We start from the raw sequence: 20,737 nt of genomic DNA on the forward strand, positions 1-20,737 counted from the left end.
GCGTGCATGGCTTTGCCGGGAGGTTGATAAAACCTTTCCTCGCTGCTGGTCGTGGGCGCTTTGGGATGCTAGGACGGCATGCTGCCGACAGGGTGGTCGGCAGGGAAAATTATCAGTTTTGTCGACAGGAGACCTCTCCCCATGGCCGCCAAGGACGTCAAGAAGGTTGTGCTCGCCTATTCAGGCGGTCTCGATACGTCCGTGATTCTTCGATGGTTACAGACCGCCTATGGGTGTGAGGTCGTAACCTTTACCGCCGACCTTGGTCAGGGCGAGGAACTGGAACCCGCACGTAAAAAGGCCGAGATGTTCGGCGTTAAGGAAATTTTTGTCGAGGATCTCCGCGAGACATTCGTCAAGGATTTCGTCTTCCCGATGTTCCGGGCGAATGCGCTGTATGAAGGCCAGTACCTGCTGGGCACCTCCATCGCACGCCCATTGATCGCGCAGCGTCAGATCGAGATTGCGGAACAGGTCGGTGCGGACGCGGTGGCGCATGGTGCGACCGGCAAGGGCAATGATCAGGTCCGTTTCGAGCTGGCCTATTACGCGCTGAAGCCGGATATCACCGTGATCGCCCCATGGCGTGAATGGGACCTGACGTCGCGCACGAAGCTGCTTGCCTTTGCCGAGGAAAACCAGATCCCCATCGCCAAGGATAAGCGGGGCGAAGCCCCCTTCTCCGTTGATGCGAACCTGCTGCATTCCTCGTCCGAAGGAAAATTGCTCGAAGATCCGGCAGTCGGGCCGGACGAGATCGTTTTCCAGCGCACAATCTCCCCAGAGGCCGCACCTGACAAGGCGACGGAAATCACGATTGATTTCGTCTCCGGCGATCCGGTCGCGCTGAATGGGCAGGCCCTGTCGCCTGCAACGCTGCTGGCGCGCCTGAACGATCTGGGGCGCATGAATGGCATCGGCCGGCTGGACCTGGTGGAAAACCGGTTTGTCGGCATGAAGTCGCGCGGCATCTATGAAACGCCGGGCGGGACGATCCTGCTGACCGCGCACCGCAGCATCGAGAGCATTACGCTCGATCGCGAAGCGATGCACCTCAAGGACAGCCTGATGCCCCGCTATGCGGAGATTATCTATAACGGTCTGTGGTTCTCGCCTGAACGGCGCATGCTGCAGGCATTGATCGACCAGAGCCAGCATTCGGTCAGCGGTCGCGTGCGGCTGAAGCTGTACAAGGGCAACGTGATCTGTGTTGGCCGTGAAAGCCCCAACAGCCTGTATGACACCCGCGTCGTGACTTTCGAGGATGATGAAGGCGCCTATAATCAGGCCGATGCACAGGGTTTCATCCGCCTGAATGCGCTGCGCCTGCGTCTTGGTGCCAAGATTGGTCGTCGTGGTGGCGCCCTTTGAGGTTTCCTACCATTCATCCCTATTCCATCAACCGAGGTGTCATGAAACGTTTTTCACGCGTCATTCCCTTTCTTCTGGCGACTGCGCTGGCGGTACCGCTGGTGGCATGTGGCGGAAGCAAAAAAGAAGATGAGCCTGAACTGACCCCCGCACAGTTCATGGCGAACGTGAAGACGCAGCCCGGCGTGAAGGTCCTGCCGGACGGACTGGCCTATAAGGTCCTGAAGTCCGGTCCTAAGGACGGGGCGCAGCCGACCGTCAACGACAGTGTCATGGTCATCTATGAAGGTCGCCTGCCAGATGGCGGGATCTTTGACAGTTCGGACCAGCATGGGCATGGCGCCTACATGCAGATGCCGCTGGAAATGGTCATCAAAGGCTGGCAGGAAGCCGTGCCCATGATGCATGTCGGCGATGTCTGGATGCTTTATGTCCCGCCGGAACTGGCTTATGGGCATAAATCAATGGGCATCATCCAGCCGGACAGCCCGCTGATCTTCAAGATCCAGCTTCTGGGTGTTTCGCGTTCCCATTAAGGGGGCGGTTGCGTAATCCTGCGCTAGAACAGAAAGCGGCACCGGGGGCGTATCCCGGTGCCGTTTTTCGTATCCCTTCCCTGCCCACGGGGGTATCGTGACGCATGCTGACTTTCCCGGATATGTTTCGCGTTGCAAAAGGTATGGTTCTCTTCTGTGCGGGGGCATTTTTGCTGTCGGCCTGTTCGGGCAAGCACGAAGGGGCTGCGCGCTATCGCACCAATTGCGGTATCTGCCATCATAATGGCGAGGGCATGAAGGGCGAGATTCCCCCCCTGATCGGGCGGGTGGATGTAATAGGCGCCACGGCGGAGGGGCGACATTATCTGGCGGATGTCCTGCTTAATGGTCTGAATGGTCCACTCGACATCCGGGGCGTGCATTATAATTTTTCAATGCCGTCATTTCGTAACCGCCTGTCCGATCATGAAATTGCGTCTATCCTGACCTACCTTGCCGCGCGTGGGGATTCGGAGCGGCCGCCGGTGTTTAGCGCCGATGAAATCGCGGCCGTGCGGGCGCATCCCCTGCCCACCAGCGCAGTGGCCGAGGAACGACGCCGCCTTGATGAGATTCATCGCCTTCCCTGATATCAACGCGCTTGACGACCATACGGCAAAGAGCGGAAAACAGCGGGATGCGACGCATATTTTCCGGCATCCAGCCGACTGGAATTCCGCAGCTTGGCAACTATCTCGGTGCGATACGCAACTGGGTTGGGCTGCAACGTGACAACGAATGCATATTCTGCCTTGTGGATATGCACGCCATCACCGTCTGGCAGGACCCGCAGGCCCTGCGCGAACAGACGCTGGCACAGACGGCGGTGCTTCTGGCTTCGGGCATTGATGTGCAGCGTCACATCCTGTTCAACCAATCCGCCGTGACGGCGCATGCGCGCCTTGCATGGATATTTAACTGCGTGGCGCGTCTTGGGTGGTTGAACCGTATGACGCAGTTCAAGGACAAGGCGGGCAAGGATCGTGAAAACCATTCAGCAGGGCTGTATGTCTATCCCGACCTGATGGCCGCAGATATTCTGACCTATAAGGCAACGGCGGTGCCTGTTGGGGATGACCAGCGCCAGCATCTGGAACTGACCAACGATATCGCGCAGAAATTCAACCATGATTATGGCCAGGATTTTTTCCCGATCGTGGAAGCATTGATCCCACCGCAGGGCGCGCGGATCATGAGCCTGCGTGACGGCACGAAAAAAATGTCGAAATCCGATCCTTCAGCCCAGAGTCGGATCGAGATGACAGATGATGCCGATACGATCATGCAAAAGATCCGTCGTGCCAAGACCGACCCGGAACCGCTGCCCAGCGAAGAAGCCGGTCTGGAAAACCGTCCCGAAGCCCGCAACCTCGTGACGATCTATGCCACGTTGCAGCAATGCGGAATTCAGGACGTGCTGGACCAGCATGGTGGTGAAGGATTTGGTCCCTTCAAAAAGGCATTGGCCGATGTGCTGATCCAGCATATCGCCCCCATCGCAGACGAGACGACCCGCCTGCTGAAAGAGCCGGGTTTCCTGCGTGATACGCTTCGTGATGGCGCGCGGCGGGCTAATGTAATCGCTGAACCCATCGTGGCTGAGGCAGAGTCCCTTGTGGGTTTTCTGAAATAAGAGGTTGTTTGAAAACAACTCATTGATAAAAAACAGGAAAAGTTTTTTGGGTGCCGCCTTTTTTCAAAAAGGCGGCGTCTTCTGAAGCTTTTTGGAAAAAGCTTTACCAAAAACCTTTGTAATTTCAGGATTTTATCGATCCTGAATTTTTAAATGGTCTCCAAGCGATCATCTGAAAATATCCTGTTGATAAAGGCAGGTATTGAGTCTGCTTTTTCCAGTATCTGTCAGGTATTATTCTGAACCGGTGCTTGCGGTGGCAGGATGGGTTATGGTTATAAATATTATGCTGCCTCCTGTCATGTCGCAGTGCAAGGCAGTTGAACGGGTCTAGGAGACTGTGCGAAAACAATGTAATTGTAAGAAATTAATTTTGCCTGCGGTGTATTTAATTTTTGTGCATAGTGTAATTTAAATATTATCTGAAATAAATATTCATAAAAAACTTGTATAATAAAATTTGGTGATTTGTTGTGCCTGTTTGAGCTATCGCATGGCACGTAGATGCAGTTTTCAACTATACTCCTCTGAAAAACCAGTATGCCGTTGTATCACTGGCACGGGAACAGACTACGTTCTGGTGCCCATAAGATATGTCGGCAGGCCCCGCCCATACGGACGATCACCAGCATGAAAAATACGGTTGTCCTGACTGCCAATATCTGTGACCTGTTTTTCAGTCAGGGCAGGACAGTTTGATATTCGTCCGGTGATATCCGTTTCAGGTGCTGAAAAAACGTATAATTCTCAAAAGGCTCCAGAAAAACGGAGCCTTTGGACGATACGGATATGACCGGTCTTCTATCTTCGGGTTCTTTTTTATCGTGGGGGCGAAGTCGTCTCGTGAGGGGAAGAAGACGAACCCGTATCCGCATCGGGGGATGATGGTTGGGCTGTATGCTCTTCCTGCGCTGCTGCGGCCTTGCGTGCGTTATGGCGGCGCACCATGCCTGCAGCACAACCTGCGGCGGCCCCACCCTTGGCGTGTCCACTACCGACAAAATGCCCGGCGACCCCACCGGCCATGGCGCCCTTGAGGCATCCGCCAGGTTCAGCATGGCCGAATTTAGGGGAAAGGATGAATGCGCAGGCAAACATCGGGAATACAAGATGGCTATATTTCATCGTCGATATTTTCCAATCGTTATTGGATTTAATTATGGACGGAGGCGGAGGCTGCCGCTTGGGGCGTGACGGATCTGTTTTGCCGGTATGCGGGGATAACAGTTGTTAGCAGCGATGTTCCCTTTCATCGTGAAGCATCCCAACGAAGGAAAAGGACCCGATTGATGAGTAAGGAACCGTCAGAAGCCATTCATGCCGCATTGATTCATGCAGCGGCAATCCTGACTGCGGCCAAGAAGGAAGTGATTGAAAAGGCTTCCCCTTCTGATGTGAAGGCGCATTTCAAGTCATTCCTGCACACGCTGGAAACCGGCTGGCGGGAGCATGAAGCGGGCGACCATCATAAATAAGGTATGAGGGCACCACGGCGTCCGGGCCTTTTATTTTGGTCCTTGGATGTCGTGGCATCCCTTTCTTACCCGGTTGGGACGTCGGGTCGGGGGTGCAGGCTATTTCCCCGTGAAAAATTTGCCCATGTCCGAACCGGTCTTATGACCCCAGCGGTCCATCTTGTTTCCGGTATCGTGGCCCCAGTGATCCAGCGTCTTGCCGGTTTTATTCCCCCAGTTCTTGACGTGCTGCGTATCTTCCGCTGCTTCGTCATGAACTGTGTGGCCCGCATGCTTTATCTTTTTTCCCGCCACGCAGGCATCGTAATCTGACGCCTGGGCACAGTCATCAGCCCATGCCGGTAAAGACGATGCGTTCATGAGGGCAATAATACCAAATCCAACCAGTAATGTTTTTCTCATATTTCCCAATACCCATTTTGTCCGATGGATATCCGCCAAAAACACTCAGGCACAGCAGGCGGACATCCTGCCCCACGTGAAGAGAGGGGCCGAGATAACCTGTCCCATGCCGTCATGGGCATAGTTTCCATGACGAAGGATGTCTGTTTTCAACGTCGGCTGCGCCTTGTGGTTGCATTCCGTCAGTTACGAAAATCCAGAACAATCCGCCCTGCAACCTGCCCATGTTGCAGTCGGTCGAAGATATCGTTGATATTTTCAAGCTTGTCGGTTGCAACGACGGTAGAAACCTTACCTTCGGTAAAGAAGGACAGGGCTTCGATCATGTCCAGACGCGTGCCCACGATGGAACCGCGTACGGTCGTGCCGTTCATGACCATGTCAAAAATCGAGATGGGGAATTCACCGGGGGGCAGGCCATTCAGGACGATGGTACCGCCCCGGCGTGCGTAACCTATCGCTTGTGTGAAGGCAGTGTTTGAAACAGCCGTAACCAGAACGCCATGCGTGCCGCCGGTTTTCTGCCGGATATAGGAAACAGGATCGGTAGTACGCGCATTGACGGTTACGCTTGCGCCCAGCTTGCGGGCTTCGGCAAGCTTGCCGTCGTCGATATCGACCGCCGCGACATTCAGCCCCATGGCGACAGCATACTGGATGGCCATCTGCCCCAGGCCGCCCGCACCGGAAATGGCAACCCATTCGCCCGCGCGTGTATCTGTCATCTTCAGGCCCTTGTACACCGTCAGGCCCGCACACAGGACAGGCGCCGTGCGGATCGGGTCAATATCCTTGGGCAGGTGCGCAACATAATTCGGGTCGGCCACGACGTATTCAGCAAAACAGCCATTGACTGAATATCCCGTGTCCTCCTGTTTTTCACACAGGGTTTCCCATCCCCCCAGGCAATGTTCGCAATGCCCGCACGCCGAATACAGCCATGGAACCCCGACGACATCGCCGGCCTTGATCCAGTCTACGGCGGCACCGACTTCGACAACATGCCCGATCCCCTCATGACCGGGGATGAAGGGTGGTTTGGGCTTGGTGGGCCAGTCGCCACGTGCGGCATGCAGATCCGTGTGGCATACCCCGCAGGCATCGACCTTCACAAGAATCTGGTTGGGACGGATCGAGGGGATATCAAGTTCCTCGATGCTCAGGGGTTTTCCGAATTCGCGGACAACCGCTGCTTTCATCTTTCCGGCCATTTCAACATCTCCTCAATATCCGCATGCCCTCGTCCCGAGGGGGTGCTCCACTTCTGTTATCACAATGGCAAGGCAGCCGTGGGAAGGCATTGATATGTGTCAGTATGGCATAGGCATCAGGTGTTGCCCTTTGCCATCCCATCCAGACCCCGTGCCAGGTCGGCAATCAGGTCGTGTGTATCCTCCAGCCCGATATGGATACGAAATGTCGGGCCAGCCTGTGTCACGCTGTCGCATGAACGGGTAATGCCCCGGGTCGTGGGCAGGATCAGGCTTTCATATCCGCCCCATGATGCGCCGATGCCAAACATCTGCAGCGAATCAATCATGTGTTGCATCTGCGGTAATGTGAAATCAGGACGCAGGACGACCCCAAACAGCGATGATGCCCCCGAAAAATCCCGTTTCCAGAATTCATGTCCCGGGCATGATGGCAGGGCGGGATGCAGGACGCGGCTGACCTCTGCCCGCGACTGGAGCCATAGGGCGACATCAATTGCCGATTGGGATTGTCGTTCCTGACGGACTGGTAACGTGCGTATTCCCCGTAACGTCAGGGCACAGTCATCCGGTCCCGCGACCTGTCCGGTCTGGATGGCGGTATCGCGCAGCAGGTGCCAGTCGGATTCGTTCGCGGTGGATACGGCCCCTATGATGGTATCCGCATGGCCTGCGGGATATTTGGTCAGTGCCTGGATGGAAATGTCCGCGCCATGGCGGAAGGGCTGGAAGATGCCGATCCCCCACGTATTATCCACAATCAGGCGTGCACCATGTCCATGGGCCACGCGGGCCATCATGGGGATGTCCTGTACCTCGAACGAATGGCTGCCGGGGCTTTCGGTAAAGATTGCCTTCGTCTCCGTCCGCCACAGGCGTTGCAGTTCCTCTTCGCTGGCGCAGGGGGGGAAGTAGGTGATATCCACGCCAAAGCGGCGCATCACCTTTTCCGCAAACCGTCGCATCGGGCCATAGACGGAATCTGACATCAGGCAGTGGCTACCGCTGTCAAGAAATGCCAGCAGGGGCAATGTGCATGCCGCAAGCCCGGATGGTGCGATCTGGGTATGGGTGGCCCCTTCGATCGTGGCGATCGCATGTTCCAGCCGGTGTTGCAGCGGTGTTCCCATCGCCCCATAGATCAGTTCGTCGCCATAGCGTTTGTGACCGGCGTTCTCCATCGCTTCAAGCGAGGAGAAAAGGACGGTTGAGCCGCGTGCAACCGCCGGGTTGACGAATACGCCCTGCCCGTCCACCGGGGCGTCACGCGCCACCCGCACCGCAAGTGACGCCATGTCCCGCCATCCGCGAGAGACTGCGTGACGCAGGTTTTCATGATCCATTTAAATCTTTCCCCAGCCACGTTTTCAGGATTTTTAAAAATAGTCCGTTGATAAAAAAATAAAAGTTTCTGGATGTCGCTTTTGTCCCAAAGGAGGCATCCAGAAAATCCGATGATTTCGGCAGGTCGCCGGGATGGCGTTTTGCAAACGCCCCCTTATGCGTCCCCTGTGACGATCGGGGTGCCGGGGGTGGAGGCCCATTCCGCCCATGACCCGTCGTACACGGCATGTTGCCCTAATCCCGATGCCATCAGCCCGAGTGCCAGCACACATGCGGTCATGCCACTGCCGCATGTGCATACGGCCTCCTTGTCTGGATGCATGCCTGCGGCGGCGAAGATCTGGCGCAGCTCATGGGGGGGAAGCATATGTCCATCTGATGCCAGTAAGGTGGTATACGGCACGCTGGCGGCACCAGGCATATGACCCGAAGGCATGCCCTGCCGCGGTTCGGGCAGTTCGCCGGTAAAGCGTCCGTGCGCCCGGGCATCGAGGATAACGCAGGACCCGGCCGCATGGGTAAGGTCGAGCATATCCCCCAGTCCCTTCAGCCGTCGCATGCGCGGGCGGGCGATGAATGGGGGGGAAGTGTCCATGGGGGCCGTGCTTGGCCCTGTTTCCAGCTTTAGTCCGGCGCCCTGCCAGGCCGGCAGCCCACCGTCGAGCACCTGCGTGCGGTCGTGGCCAAACAGCCCCATCAGCCACCAGCCGCGTGCGGCGCAGGCCACACCCTTTTGGTCATAAAAAATGATCCGCGTCCCATCATGCAGGCCCAGTGCGCGGGCAAGGCGCGTAAAGCGGGCCTGCCCCGGCACTGTATGCGGCAATGGGGAATCCGGGTCCGAAAACATGTCGATATCGAACTGGCGCGCGCCGGGAATGTGTCCCGACAGGAAACAGGCCTGGGGATCGAATTGCTGTCCCGGCAGGGCCTGCGTCGCGTCCAGTATGACAACATCGTCATGCGACAGGATGTGGGCAAGGTCTTCGGCGGAAATCAGTGGATGCATGTCTGTGGCCAATCTTTGGTGTTTGTGCGCTTTGCGATAAGGTGCAGCATATTGTGCCATGACGAAAGCGGGATCACGCCTTCGCACGGATTGCCACGGGACGGATCGCGACGGTTATGGTCGAACGCATAATGATGGGGCTCATGCTGGGGGGGATCGCCTTTGGCTGCATACTCATTCTCTACCCTTTCATGTCGGCCCTGCTGTGGGCGGCGATCCTGACATTTTCCACATGGCCGATCTATGTGCGGCTGCGGCGGCATACTAATCCCCTTATCGCCGCGCTGGGCATGACGGTCATGTCCGCCGTGGTGATGGTTGTTCCCCTGACGCTGGTGGTATCCAGCGGCATTGTCGAACTGCCCCAGACCCTGCCCGATGCCATCGACAGCATCACGACCGTCATCCATCTGCCGTCGCTGCCTGTGTGGTTGCAGCATATTCCCCACCTTGGTCCCCAGATGAACGAAACGTGGGAAAAGTGGCGGGTGGATGTGGGTAATATCGACCAGATGATACGTCCCTATAGTGGTCGTCTGGTGCAGTGGGCCCTTGGTGGGATCATGCAACTGGCCAGCGGGCTGGCGCATCTGGGCATGGCGCTGTTCATGGCGTTTTTCTTCTGGTTGGGCGGGGAGGCACTGGGCGCTACGTTCGTCTCCGTCGTGCGGCGTATCGCCGGGGGGTACGCGGAGCGTATCCTGGGGATCATCGGGCGCACGATCCGGGGCACCGTGTATGGCATCATCGGGACGGCTTTGTTGCAAGGTGTGCTGACAGGTATCGGGTTCGCCATCGCGGGTATTGCCAATCCCGTGCTGTGGGGCGGGATTACCGCCTTCATTTCCGTCCTGCCCATCGGTGCCCCCCTGATCTGGATACCTGCGGCGTTTTTCCTGTTTGTCGCCCATCATCCCGGATGGGGCGTGTTCCTGCTGCTTTACGGGACCATCATCGTGTCGGGGGCCGATCACATCATGCGACCGATGTTCATTGCCCGGGGGGCACAACTTCCCTACCTGTTGACGGTTCTGGGTGTTCTGGGGGGCATCTGGACATTTGGCGGCCTTGGCATTTTCCTCGGCCCGGTGCTTATTGGTGTGGGATATACCCTGACGGCGGAATTCGCCGCAGGCGATCCGGGCGCGCGTCTGGCGCCCGAGGTCAGGGAGCCATTTGTCGAACCATGAATCTTGCGCGTCCGTATCTGCGGTTGCCGGCCATCGTGGCCGAACCGGGGAAAGGTCCCCTGCCGGGATACCAGCCACCTTTCCATTCCGAAAACAGTATCCGGGTCGTCAGTTGGAACCTGTTGCGCCAGATCGGCGCAACGGTGCGCGATGTCGTCCACCTGATCCATCAGGAAAAGCCCGACCTGCTCCTGATGCAGGAGGCGACAGTTGATATCGATGCCCTGCCAACCTTGATCGGTGGCCATTATGCACGCTCTCCACTGCCGGGGCGCATTCATGGTGTCGCATGCTGGAGCCCCTGGCCCTATCGTCGTCCCCCCATGACCTGTACCCTGCCTTCTGGCACGCTGATCCGGCGTGTGGCGCAGATTATCGAATGTGGCCCCTTCGCCATCGCCAATGTGCATCTGTCGCATGGGCAATTACTGAACCGTCGGCAATTGCGGCGCATGTCACAGCTTTTGCCGTATCGTGCGGCCATCCTTGGGGATTTCAATCTTGTCGGCCCTACGTTGATCCGGCATTTCCGTGATGTCGGGCCACGTGCCCCAACCCATCGCATGGCGGACGTCCTGCCGATCCGGCTTGACCGATGCCTGATACGCGGCCTTGCCTGTGTGGAGCAGCGCGTGATCGACAATTACGCATCGGATCATCGGCCGATTGCCGTAAGGCTTGAGCTGCTGCCTCACAAATAAGGCAGCAGCAATCGGGCTGAGGCATCACGCAGCTTTGTCGGTAGCGAACGCCGGTCAAGGTCATGATGGGTCAGGCGTTCATGGCGGTGACGGATGATGAAATCGTCAATCGTGGTTGCCAGCGCATCATCATAAACCTCCAGATTGATTTCGAAATTCAGCCGCAGGCTGCGTACATCAATGTTGGAACTGCCTACGAACGACCAGTGTCGGTCAACCACCAGAAGCTTGGAATGGTTGAACGGTGGCCGCGCCTGCCATACCCGGCAGCCAGAATCAAGGAAACGTGGCAGGTTTGCCGCACGTGCCCAGTCGATCACGACATGGTTGCTGTGACGTGGGACAATGATATCCACCTCGATCCCACGCAATGCCGCAAGGGCAAGTTCCGTCAGGAACCTTTCGTCAGGAAGGAAATACGGGGTCATGAGGCGTACTGAATGCCGGGCCATCGAAATGGCCTGCAGCATGGTATATTCAATCTTCTCCAGGTCGGAATCAGGTCCTGCCGTCACGATGCGGGTCAGGCTGTCACCATGGGCCTGCTGTTCGGGGAAAAACAGGTCAGCCACCAGGGCCTCCCCTGTTGTAAAGGTCCAGTCGCGCGCGAAGGCTTCGCTCAATTGATGGATGACTGGTCCCGAAATACGGAAATGCGTGTCGGATACGGGATGGGCGGGATGCCGTGCCGTCAGATTTTCTTCCCCGATGTTCAGCCCCCCCATGAAACCGGTGCGGCCATCGACAACCAGGATCTTCTTGTGATCGCGCATGTTGATGAACGGCATACGCCATGGCAGCAGCGAATGCATGAACCGGCCTACCGGCACCCCTGCCCTGTGCAGCCTGTCTGCGATTGCGCAATGGAAGTATCCGCTGCCCACGCCATCCACCAGAACCCGTACCTGTGCGCCACGCCGGTGTGCAGCAATCAGGGCATCGCAGAATTTCTGTCCGATCTCGTCAGGTCGAAAAATATAGGAGCATAGCAGCACCGTGCTGCGTGCGCCCTCGATTGCGGCCAGCATCTGCGGATATGCGCTGTCCCCATCATGCAGGGGGATGACAAGGTTCCCCGCCAGCAACGGGCGTTGCGTCAGCTTTGTTACCATGTCCGCCAGCGGGGCGAAGCGTCCCTCCTCGCCCCTGCGCCAGCGTGAGGTCATGGTGCGGCTGTACCATGGATGCAGCCCAACCAGACGCTTGGCACGGCGGCGCACGCGGTTGATGCCGAACATCAGATACAGGATACCACCGGTCAGTGGCATCAGGACCGTAACGCCTATCCATCCGATGGAGGCCCCTACGTCACGTTTCGTCAGCAGCACATGGACGATGACGATCGCCATGATGCACAGGCGTAAGGCCAGCACAATCGGGACAAGGAATGTGACGTAGGTATAGATCATGATGCCGTCATTATTCCGTACGCGCCATGAAAGCATGAAAATTCGACATGGGCCGCCATATCCGGTGCCCGCAGGGTACAGTAATATTGGGATGCGATATTGGGGCTATCCCCGATTACAGAAAATGAGGATGAGAGTCGTGACATCGCCAGTCCCCCCTTCGTCGCCCGGATGGCGCAGGCGTGCCGTCGGACGGCGTTCCCATCACAAGGGGCTTGAGGCAGAACAGAAAGTCATGGACCATCTGCGGGCGGAGGGATGGACCATTCTGGCGCATCGTGCGCGTACGGCCTGGGGCGAAATTGATATTGTCGCCATTCGTGATGGGCTGCTGGTCTTTACGGAAGTAAAGGCGCGCGCGTCAATCATGCAGGCAGGCGATGCGATCAGTCCTCGCACCATGCAACGCCTGATGAACGCTGCGCAGGGCCTGTGCATGCTCAACGCGGGGTGGGCATATGACGGGATGCGCTTCGACGTGGTTGTTGTCCTGCCCGATGGTCACATGCACCGCATCGAGGACGCATTCAGGATGGAGTGACCTACAGGCTGGATGGCAGGACGCATTCAGGTCCGGTGATGGATGTTCGCATGTGTCGCATGCCGGACGGCAGCCGTACCGTGTGGATGATAAGACACTTCATGAACCAGTGAATGGCGCACGTGCGACGATGTCACATGGTGTGCAGACGTGACCAGGGCATGATGTGTGCCCACCGCATGGCGATAGGTCACGTGACGGACCGGCGGGGGCGGTGCAGTCAGCGCGCTGAGTGTCAGGCGGTCTGCTTCCATATCAGTCATGGCATGGCTACGTGCCTGCGCCTGCGGCGTGACGCTGTGGATGAAACCCGCGCAAACCACCGACAGGATCGTGATTCGCAAGCACGTGTGGCGCATCTAACACTCCAATTCAGTCATTGCAGCGAAGCTACGCAAAATCGGGTAAACAAGGCAAGGCTCAGTATCATATGAAACAAAAAAAAGCGGACGGGCGCCTATGCTGCCCATCCGCTTTTTCTGTCAGTGGCTGTTCCGGTCCGTTCAGGCAGAAGCCGGGACGATACCTTTTTCAGTCAGGAGCTTTTCCAGTTCACCGGACTGGTACATCTCGGTCACGATGTCACATCCACCGATGAACTCGCCCTTGACGTAAAGCTGTGGCACCGTGGGCCAGTTCGAAAAATCCTTGATACCCTGACGCAGGGCCGGATCTTCGAGGACATTGGCGGTCTTGAACGGTACGCCCAGATGCTTGAGGATCTGCACGACGCGTGCGGAAAAACCGCACTGCGGGAAGGTTGCATCGCCCTTCATGTACAGCATGACCGGATTGGCGTCGATCTGCGCCTGGATCTGCTGGGTGATGGTTTCGGCCATAATACTGGACTCCTCGTTCTGATAACCGGTTATCCGTCCCTGATGCGGGGGATCAGTCCGGTGTGCTTGTCTGAAGGGCGAGCGCATGCAGCTTGCCCCCCATATGTCCTTGCAACGCGTTGTAAACCAACTGGTGCTGTTTTACGCGGGACAGGCCACGAAACGCATTGCTGACCACCTTGCAGGCATAATGGTCGCCGTCCCCCGCAAGGTCGTCAATGTGGATCTGCGCATCCGGCAGAGCGCCACGGATGTAGGTTTCGATTTCCTGGGCCGTCATGGCCATCGGCTGTTCTCCTGCCTGTCCTTGCTGCTCAGCGATCCATAAGTCGCGGGAAAAATTCCGAATTCACCGCGACAAGACGTGCCTTTGATATTGTGGCGCCATTGGGCAATGTCAAACCGTCCCCGCCACTTTGACCCAGTACGCGACACGGGATGGAGGCCTGCGCGGCCCGGTCCATGAACGCCTTTGCATCGCGAACAGCGATGATGTAGCGCGCCTGGTCTTCACCAAACCAGTAGGCTTCCGGGCGGATGCCGGCCTGCGGTGCCAGCAGGGTGCATCCCGCCGTGCCCGCCATGACCATTTCCGCCACACTGACCAGCAGTCCGCCATCCGCTACGTCATGGCACGCGACGATGGTGCCATCCAGGATCGCCCCCCGCACGAAGTCGCCATTGCGGCGTTCGGCCTGAAGATCGACCGCAGGTGGTTCGCCATCCTGGCTGCCATGGATTTCACGCAACCATAGGGACTGGCCCAGTTCACCGCGTGTTTCGCCGATCACGATCACGTCACATCCGTCGGGCATGCCCAACCCGATTGCTTTCGTGACATCATCCAATACGCCAAGCCCGCCGATGGCGGGCGTGGGAAGGATGGAAACGGACTCCCCATCCGGCCCGCGCGTTTCGTTGTAAAGCGAGACATTGCCACTGACGACGGGGAAGTCGAGTGCGCGACAGGCATCGCCCATCCCCGCGATGGCATCGACGAACTGCCCCATGACCTCGGGCTTCTCGGGGGAGCCGAAATTGAGGTTATCCGTCACCGCCAGTGGGCGCGCACCCGTTGCGGTCAGATTACGCCATGCTTCGGCCACCGCCTGTGCGCCGCCGGTGCGGGCGTTGGCACGGCAGTAACGCGGTGTGCAGTCCGTCGTCATCGCAAGGCCGATGGTCGTATCCTCAACCTGTATGATGGCGGCATCGGCCGCACCCGGACGCCGGACCGTCTGTCCGCCCACCGTGCTGTCATACTGGTTCCAGACCCATTCGCGCGAGGCCAGGTCGGGACAGCGGATCAGGCGCAGCAGCGCCTGTTCGATGCCGACCGGGTCGCTGATCGTCCCCAGTGGCACGGGTGGCAGGGCCGGTGCGGTGGGACGGTGATAGATCGGGGCCTGATCCGCCAGCGGCGCAAGCGGGATGTCCGCCTCTGTCCGGCCCTGATGGCGCAGGACGATGCGTCCCGTGTCCGTCAGATGACCGATAACCGCGAAATCAAGTTCCCATTTATCGAAAATGGCGCGTGCCTGTTCCGTGCGGTCAGGACGGATGACAATCAGCATCCGCTCCTGACTTTCCGACAGCATCATTTCATAGGCTGTCATGCCGCGTTCGCGCTGTGGTACCTGATCGAGGTCGAGTTCGATCCCCACCCCGCCCTTGCCCGCCATTTCCACGGCGGACGATGTCAGGCCCGCAGCCCCCATGTCCTGGATGGCCACGATCGCATCGGTCGCCATCAGTTCAAGGCAGGCTTCGATCAGGAGCTTTTCAACAAACGGGTCACCCACCTGTACCGTGGGACGTTTGGCCAGTGCGTCTTCGTCAAACTCGGACGAGGACATCGTGGCCCCGTGGATGCCATCACGCCCGGTCTTGGACCCGACATAGATGACGGGATTGCCTACGCCCGCCGCCGCCGAGAGGAAGATGCGGTCCTGCCGTGCCACGCCCACCGTCATCGCATTGACCAGCGGATTGCCATCATAGGCGGGGTGGAAGTTGATTTCCCCCCCAACCGTGGGAACACCAACGCAGTTGCCATATCCGCCAACGCCACGCACCACACCATCGACGATGCGTCGCGTCTGCGGGTTGTCAGGATCGCCAAAGCGCAGGGCGTTCAGGTTCGCGACCGGTCGCGCGCCCATGGTGAACACGTCACGCAGGATGCCACCAACACCTGTCGCCGCCCCCTGATACGGTTCGATGAAGGACGGGTGATTGTGGCTTTCCATCTTGAAGATGGCCGCCAGCCCCTGTCCGATATCGACGACGCCCGCATTTTCACCCGGCCCGTGGATAACCCATGGCGCCTTGGTCGGCAGCGTCTTGAGAAACGCGCGCGATGATTTGTAAGAGCAGTGTTCCGACCACATGACGGAAAAAATGCCAAGTTCGGTCAGGCTCGGCGTGCGTCCCATGATGGACAGCACATTGCCATATTCATCAGCCGTCAGGCCAAATTCCTTAGCCAGCGCCGCGTTGACGGGCTTCTGTCCTGCTGTGCTCATCCGACCAGCGCCTCCACCAGGCCCGTAAACAGGGGCTTTCCGTCTTCTCCGCCCATCAGGGGATCAACCAGGTCCTCCGGGTGCGGCATCATGCCGCAGATGCGCAGGTTCTCGCTAAAGACGCCCGCAATGGCCCCCATGCTGCCGTTGGGGTTGAGCGTGGTGTCCATGGCGTCAAGCCGCCCGTCCGCCGCGACATAGCGAAAGGCGACGCGGTTGGTGTCTTCAAGCATGCGGATCGTGTCGTGGTCGGCAATATAATTGCCATCCCCATGTGCCATCGGGGTGCGGAAGATGTCGTGGCGTTCCCAGTGACGTGTAAACGGCGTATCGTTGCGTTCGACACGCAAGAAGCAGTCCTGTGACAGGAACCGCAGCGAGGCGTTGCGCAGCAGCGCGCCCGGCAGCAGTTGCGCTTCGGTCAGGATCTGGAAACCGTTGCAGACGCCAAGGATATGCCCCCCCGCCTGCGCAAAGCGGCGGATGGCGGGCATGATCGGGGCATGGGCCGCCATCGCCCCACAGCGCAGGTAATCGCCATAGCTGAAGCCGCCAGGCAATACCACAAGGTCAAGGTCCGGCAGGTCCGTTTCACGATGCCAGATCATGCGGGGGGCGACACCGGTCACGCTGCGCAGCGCGATCGCCATGTCACGTTCCCGGTTGGTGCCGGGAAAAACAACAATACCCGCCTTCATTTGTGGTCGCCACAGGGATAGGATTCATGAAGCGCCGTAAAGACAGCCTCCCCCGCCGGACGGGATAACTGGTCGTGATGCGCCTTCATCCAGTCCACGACCTTGCCACGCATGTCCGACAGGCTGGTCGCAGGTGCAATGCAGAACGCGGCCACGTCATGCTGGTCTTTTTCCGCGTTGCGTTCAAACAGATGCGCAAGGGCTGCCGCGTCCGCCACGCCAGAAATGTAGGAGTCACACAGACCCGTGCCCGATGCACGCGTACATAATGTGCCAAGCTGCGACGCAGGCATGCGCGAAACCCGCTGCGCATGCGCAGCAGACAGCGGCAGCAGGCCCGCGCCAAACGCGCAGGCCGCGAGGAAAATGCCCGTTGCCGTCTTCATTCTTCAACGACCTCCGCTGCGAAATCCTCGATCACGAGGTTGGCAAGCAGCGCGCGGGCCATTTCGTTGGCCTGAACGATGGCGCGGGCCGGGTCGCTTTCTGCAAGTTCAAGGTCGATCACACGGCCGATGCGCACGTCGCCGACATTCTTGAAATCCAGCACATGCAGCGCATGTTCCACTGCCTTGCCCTGGGGATCGAGCACGCCATCCTTGAGCATGACCGTCACGCGTACTTTCATTGCATTACCTCCGGTCCCTTCATGTCGGAATTCGTCGCCTCCGGCAGAATGCCAAGGCGCATGGCCACTTCCTGATATGCTTCCTCGACCTTGCCCATGTCCTGGCGGAAACGGTCCTTGTCGAGCTTCTGGCTGGTCTTGCTGTCCCACAGGCGGCAGTTATCGGGCGAGATTTCGTCCGCCAGCACGATGCGCATGTTGTCGTTTTCCCACAGGCGACCGAACTCCAGCTTGAAGTCCACCAGCGTGATGCCGATCCCCACAAACAGGCCGCACAGGAAATCGTTGATTCGCATGCTCAGCGAAACGATATCCTCCAGGTCATGCGCACATGCCCAGCCAAAGGCGGTGATGTGTTCCTCGCTGACCATCGGGTCATTGAGGCTGTCATTCTTGTAGTAGAATTCGACGATCGGATGCGGCAGGCGGGTGCCTTCCTTGATGCCGAGGCGCTTGCTGAGGCTGCCTGCGGCGACATTGCGGATCACGACCTCAAGCGGGATGATCTCCACCTCGCGGATCAGTTGTTCACGCATGTTCAGCCGCCGGATGAAATGGGTGGGAATCCCGATTTCATGCAGGCGCAGCATCAGGTGCTCGCTGATCCGGTTGTTCAGGACGCCCTTGCCGGTAATGACGCCCTTCTTGGCGCCATTGCCCGCACTGGCATCGTCCTTGAAATACTGAACCAGGGTTCCCGGTTCCGGACCCTCGAAAAGGATCTTTGCTTTTCCTTCATAAAGCTGGCGGCGGCGGCCCATACTCGTCCTTCACATACGGCTGTGGGAAGCATGCCGCAGGCATCCTCCCCTGCGGGTCCGCAACAGGACCCAGAATGTGCGCATGCAATAGCAGCGATTGCGCGTCGAAGATACCATAACGTTTCTATGTCGCCGCCGTGCCGGAACCTGCGCCTGCATTGATGTCGGGGCGAGCGGTGTTCAGGTCCACCGGGGCATATCCCACGCGGTCTGGTGCGCCAGCCGCGAAAAACCACGACCGTCCGTTCGGGGCGGCAGGATCGCGCGAGATGCCGAGTGCGGAGGAACTGCACGTGCCAAAGCCCGAACGTGGGGGGATGTTGAGTTCGCTGCCAGCGGGAAGCGAGCGATCGGCCAGCAGCACGGTCCAGCTTTCCCACGCGGGGGGCATGGGGCGTGGCGCGGCACGAAAACGCGGCAGGTGGCGTGCGATCCGTGGCATGGACATATCATCTGGGTCCGTGGTCGCGATCATGTGCGTTCCCACGTCGAGCGCGATAACCTGTGGTGTGCCATAGCCGGGGCCACGGATGAAAAAGGCATCGGTGCCATCACCCACGATCATGTTGAATGACCGCCATTCCCCCGCATCAAGGGCCGCGATCCGCGCCACGGCGTCGCGCGCACAGCCATGATCCCCCACCATAAGCGGCAATTCCCCGCGTGAACGTTTGCCCGGCGCGGGACCAAGGCTGCCGACACGGTTCATGATCGCCCCGATGACGCCTGCGTCGTTCATGGTCAGCCATGACCCACCAGCCACGCAGTCGCGTCCCCCCACGACGGTGGGATGATCGCCCCAGTGGCGCGAAGGTGCTTCCCACGGACGGTCGAGGCGTTCGTCGCGGTTGGCCGCCAGCAGCAGCGGCCATGCCTCATCCGGCTGGTGGGAGATAACGACAGTACACACGCCATTGATCCTGTATGTCTGGGCCTGTCCGGTTTGGCGCGCGCCGGTACCGGACAGGCAGGTCTGCCGACTGTTCCCTTATGCGGACCGGGGGCCGGTTTCACCAAATACGCGGTTGTAGGTATGGTCCAATTGCCGCAGATGCGCCGTGCTGTCCATCGCCGCATCCAGCACTTCGGCAGGCACGCGTCCCGCAACCTCCGGGTCAGCGTCGAGGTTTTCGCGGAACGTCCTGCCGTCGGGCTGTCCCAGTTTGGTCCATGTTTCCATCGCGTTGCGCTGCACGATGCGATAGGCATCTTCACGCAGGATGCCTGCGCGTGCAAGCGCCAACAGCACTTCACCCGAATGGACAACGCCACCCAGGCTTTCGATATTGGCCTGCATGCGATCGGGATAGATGACCAGCTTTTCCATCATGCCGGCAAGGCGCATCAGCGCGAAGTCAAGGCCGATCGTGCCATCGGGGCAGATGTTGCGTTCCACCGACGAATGGCTGATGTCGCGTTCATGCCACAGCGCCACATTTTCCAGCGCCGGGATGACATGTGAACGCACCAGACGCGCAAGCCCGGTCAGGTTTTCCGACAGGACCGGGTTGCGCTTGTGCGGCATCGCGGACGATCCCTTCTGCCCCGGATGGAAGAACTCCTCCGCCTCACGCACTTCGGAGCGTTGCAGGTGGCGTACTTCAACCGCAAGGCGTTCGATTCCACTGGCGATGACCGCCAGCGCGCAGAAATAGGCCGCATGACGGTCACGCGGGATGACCTGCGTGGAAACGCCTTCGGGTTCGAGGCCCAGCTTGCGTGCGACATATTCCTCCACGCGCGGGTCGATATGGGCATAGGTGCCCACCGCCCCGGAAATCGCGCATACGGCAATTTCCGCGCGTGCACGGACAAGGCGTTCGCGGTTACGCGCGAATTCCGCATAATGTCCCGCAAGTTTCAGCCCGAACGAGGTCGGTTCGGCATGGATGGCGTGGCTGCGTCCGATCGTCAGCGTATGTTTGTGCTCGAATGCGCGCTGTTTCAGCGCGGCGAGCAGCTTGTCCAGATCCTCAAGCAGCAGGTCGGTCGCCTGCACCATCTGCACCGACAGGCAGGTATCAAGTACGTCGGATGATGTCATGCCCAGATGGACGAAGCGGCTGTCGGGGCCGACCTTCTGGGCAAGCCATGTCAGGAAGGCGATGACATCATGGCGTGTCACGGCTTCGATTTCGTCAATCTGGTCCAGGTCGGCCTGCGTGAACGCCGCCATGGCGGCGTCGCCCTTTTCACGGATGGTGCGTGCGGATTCCTTGGGGATGGCGCCGTATTCGGCCATCGCCTCGCAGGCGAGGGCCTCAATCTCGAACCAGATGCGGTACCGGTTTTCCGGGGACCAGATGGCGGCCATCACCGGCCGGGTATAACGCGGGACCATAGGGTTGGATTTCCTTAACAAAATGCGCGATAGGGGAATGTGGGACCCTTTCCTAGCCAATTCCGCGTCGCGCGTCTTCCCTTTCGTGCATATTTCAAATCCGGATACGCATGATTGCATGGC

Annotated in this window: 24 protein-coding genes; 8 read left to right on the forward strand and 16 right to left on the reverse strand. The window is 58.8% G+C overall.

Annotation, left to right across the window (positions count from 1 at the left end; genetic code table 11):
• Positions 1-141 precede the first annotated feature (141 nt).
• From FYB92_RS08625 to trpS, 4 genes are all read left to right on the forward strand, one after another.
• Positions 142-1,371 (forward strand): argininosuccinate synthase, encoded by a 1,230-nt coding sequence (locus tag FYB92_RS08625; RefSeq protein ID WP_003620201.1) that lies wholly within the window; start codon positions 142-144, stop codon positions 1,369-1,371.
• Between the two features lie 41 nt (positions 1,372-1,412).
• Positions 1,413-1,907 (forward strand): FKBP-type peptidyl-prolyl cis-trans isomerase, encoded by a 495-nt coding sequence (locus FYB92_RS08630; protein WP_003620199.1) that lies wholly within the window; start codon positions 1,413-1,415, stop codon positions 1,905-1,907.
• A gap of 104 nt (positions 1,908-2,011) precedes the next feature.
• Positions 2,012-2,497: a cytochrome c gene (locus tag FYB92_RS08635; protein WP_003620197.1), complete on the forward strand. Its 486-nt coding sequence runs from the start codon at positions 2,012-2,014 to the stop codon at positions 2,495-2,497.
• A 47-nt stretch (positions 2,498-2,544) separates the two neighbouring features.
• Positions 2,545-3,540 (forward strand): tryptophan--tRNA ligase, encoded by a 996-nt coding sequence (trpS, locus tag FYB92_RS08640; protein WP_003620195.1) that lies wholly within the window; start codon positions 2,545-2,547, stop codon positions 3,538-3,540.
• A gap of 819 nt (positions 3,541-4,359) precedes the next feature.
• Here trpS and FYB92_RS08645 read toward each other — a convergent pair.
• Entirely contained in the window at positions 4,360-4,665 is a 306-nt protein-coding gene (locus tag FYB92_RS08645; protein ID WP_332828484.1) for a hypothetical protein, read from the reverse strand.
• 65 nt (positions 4,666-4,730) lie between these two features.
• On the opposite strand from FYB92_RS08645, the gene FYB92_RS08650 reads away from it, so the two are divergent.
• Positions 4,731-5,015 carry a hypothetical protein gene (locus FYB92_RS08650; RefSeq protein ID WP_239015719.1) on the forward strand — a complete coding sequence of 95 codons (285 nt, stop codon included), beginning with the start codon at positions 4,731-4,733 and terminating at the stop codon, positions 5,013-5,015.
• Between the two features lie 99 nt (positions 5,016-5,114).
• On the opposite strand, the gene FYB92_RS08655 is transcribed toward FYB92_RS08650, so the two are convergent.
• From FYB92_RS08655 to FYB92_RS08670, 4 genes are all read right to left on the reverse strand, one after another.
• The gene (locus FYB92_RS08655) at positions 5,115-5,456 is read right to left on the reverse strand and encodes a hypothetical protein (protein WP_139312480.1); all 342 of its coding nucleotides are present in this window, start codon (positions 5,454-5,456) and stop codon (positions 5,115-5,117) included.
• 143 nt (positions 5,457-5,599) lie between these two features.
• A complete protein-coding gene (gene adhP, locus FYB92_RS08660; protein ID WP_247067401.1) occupies positions 5,600-6,628 on the reverse strand; it encodes an alcohol dehydrogenase AdhP in 1,029 nt (342 codons plus the stop codon).
• A 116-nt stretch (positions 6,629-6,744) separates the two neighbouring features.
• A complete protein-coding gene (gene metC / locus FYB92_RS08665) occupies positions 6,745-7,971 on the reverse strand; it encodes a cystathionine beta-lyase (RefSeq protein ID WP_408902349.1) in 1,227 nt (408 codons plus the stop codon).
• 155 nt (positions 7,972-8,126) lie between these two features.
• A complete protein-coding gene (locus tag FYB92_RS08670; protein WP_075624262.1) occupies positions 8,127-8,981 on the reverse strand; it encodes a sulfurtransferase in 855 nt (284 codons plus the stop codon).
• Between the two features lie 116 nt (positions 8,982-9,097).
• Here FYB92_RS08670 and FYB92_RS08675 point away from each other — a divergent pair, with 116 nt between their 5' ends.
• Positions 9,098-10,171, forward strand: coding sequence for an AI-2E family transporter (locus FYB92_RS08675; RefSeq protein WP_062808903.1), 1,074 nt, complete (start codon positions 9,098-9,100; stop codon positions 10,169-10,171).
• On the forward strand, positions 10,168-10,872 hold the full coding sequence (locus FYB92_RS08680) for an endonuclease/exonuclease/phosphatase family protein (RefSeq protein WP_062808902.1): 705 nt from the start codon (positions 10,168-10,170) through the stop codon (positions 10,870-10,872). The genes FYB92_RS08675 and FYB92_RS08680 overlap by 4 nt, the downstream gene beginning before the upstream one ends.
• On the opposite strand, the gene cls is transcribed toward FYB92_RS08680, so the two are convergent.
• Positions 10,863-12,281 (reverse strand): cardiolipin synthase, encoded by a 1,419-nt coding sequence (cls, locus tag FYB92_RS08685; protein ID WP_075596271.1) that lies wholly within the window; start codon positions 12,279-12,281, stop codon positions 10,863-10,865. The genes FYB92_RS08680 and cls overlap by 10 nt on opposite strands.
• A gap of 139 nt (positions 12,282-12,420) precedes the next feature.
• On the opposite strand from cls, the gene FYB92_RS08690 reads away from it, so the two are divergent.
• Positions 12,421-12,822, forward strand: coding sequence for a YraN family protein (locus FYB92_RS08690; RefSeq protein ID WP_225578812.1), 402 nt, complete (start codon positions 12,421-12,423; stop codon positions 12,820-12,822).
• Positions 12,823-12,848: 26 nt separating this feature from the next.
• Here FYB92_RS08690 and FYB92_RS08695 read toward each other — a convergent pair whose 3' ends face one another.
• The 10 genes from FYB92_RS08695 to purB all read right to left on the reverse strand — a co-directional run bounded on the left by FYB92_RS08695 (position 12,849) and on the right by purB (position 20,614).
• Positions 12,849-13,181, reverse strand: coding sequence for a hypothetical protein (locus FYB92_RS08695; protein ID WP_332828486.1), 333 nt, complete (start codon positions 13,179-13,181; stop codon positions 12,849-12,851).
• 144 nt (positions 13,182-13,325) lie between these two features.
• Positions 13,326-13,661 (reverse strand): Grx4 family monothiol glutaredoxin, encoded by a 336-nt coding sequence (gene grxD, locus FYB92_RS08700; RefSeq protein WP_003620180.1) that lies wholly within the window; start codon positions 13,659-13,661, stop codon positions 13,326-13,328.
• Positions 13,662-13,713: 52 nt separating this feature from the next.
• The gene (locus FYB92_RS08705; protein ID WP_003620177.1) at positions 13,714-13,947 is read right to left on the reverse strand and encodes a BolA family protein; all 234 of its coding nucleotides are present in this window, start codon (positions 13,945-13,947) and stop codon (positions 13,714-13,716) included.
• A gap of 28 nt (positions 13,948-13,975) precedes the next feature.
• A complete protein-coding gene (purL, locus tag FYB92_RS08710; protein ID WP_075631714.1) occupies positions 13,976-16,186 on the reverse strand; it encodes a phosphoribosylformylglycinamidine synthase subunit PurL in 2,211 nt (736 codons plus the stop codon).
• The gene (purQ, locus tag FYB92_RS08715; RefSeq protein ID WP_075596133.1) at positions 16,183-16,884 is read right to left on the reverse strand and encodes a phosphoribosylformylglycinamidine synthase subunit PurQ; all 702 of its coding nucleotides are present in this window, start codon (positions 16,882-16,884) and stop codon (positions 16,183-16,185) included. Before purQ ends, purL begins: the two co-directional genes overlap by 4 nt.
• Complete coding sequence (locus FYB92_RS08720; protein ID WP_003620171.1) at positions 16,881-17,270, reverse strand: Rap1a/Tai family immunity protein; 390 nt, start codon at positions 17,268-17,270, stop codon at positions 16,881-16,883. The genes purQ and FYB92_RS08720 overlap by 4 nt, the downstream gene beginning before the upstream one ends.
• Positions 17,267-17,512, reverse strand: coding sequence for a phosphoribosylformylglycinamidine synthase subunit PurS (gene purS, locus FYB92_RS08725; protein WP_003620170.1), 246 nt, complete (start codon positions 17,510-17,512; stop codon positions 17,267-17,269). Before purS ends, FYB92_RS08720 begins: the two co-directional genes overlap by 4 nt.
• Entirely contained in the window at positions 17,509-18,273 is a 765-nt protein-coding gene (purC, locus tag FYB92_RS08730; RefSeq protein ID WP_003620169.1) for a phosphoribosylaminoimidazolesuccinocarboxamide synthase, read from the reverse strand. Before purC ends, purS begins: the two co-directional genes overlap by 4 nt.
• A 124-nt stretch (positions 18,274-18,397) precedes the next feature.
• Complete coding sequence (locus FYB92_RS08735) at positions 18,398-19,183, reverse strand: NRDE family protein (protein WP_332828487.1); 786 nt, start codon at positions 19,181-19,183, stop codon at positions 18,398-18,400.
• Between the two features lie 78 nt (positions 19,184-19,261).
• A complete protein-coding gene (gene purB / locus FYB92_RS08740; RefSeq protein ID WP_003620167.1) occupies positions 19,262-20,614 on the reverse strand; it encodes an adenylosuccinate lyase in 1,353 nt (450 codons plus the stop codon).
• Positions 20,615-20,737: the final 123 nt, after the last annotated feature.

It is taken from the genome of Novacetimonas sp. GS1, assembly GCF_036686925.1.
In the GTDB taxonomy this organism is placed as follows: domain Bacteria; phylum Pseudomonadota; class Alphaproteobacteria; order Acetobacterales; family Acetobacteraceae; genus Novacetimonas; species Novacetimonas hansenii.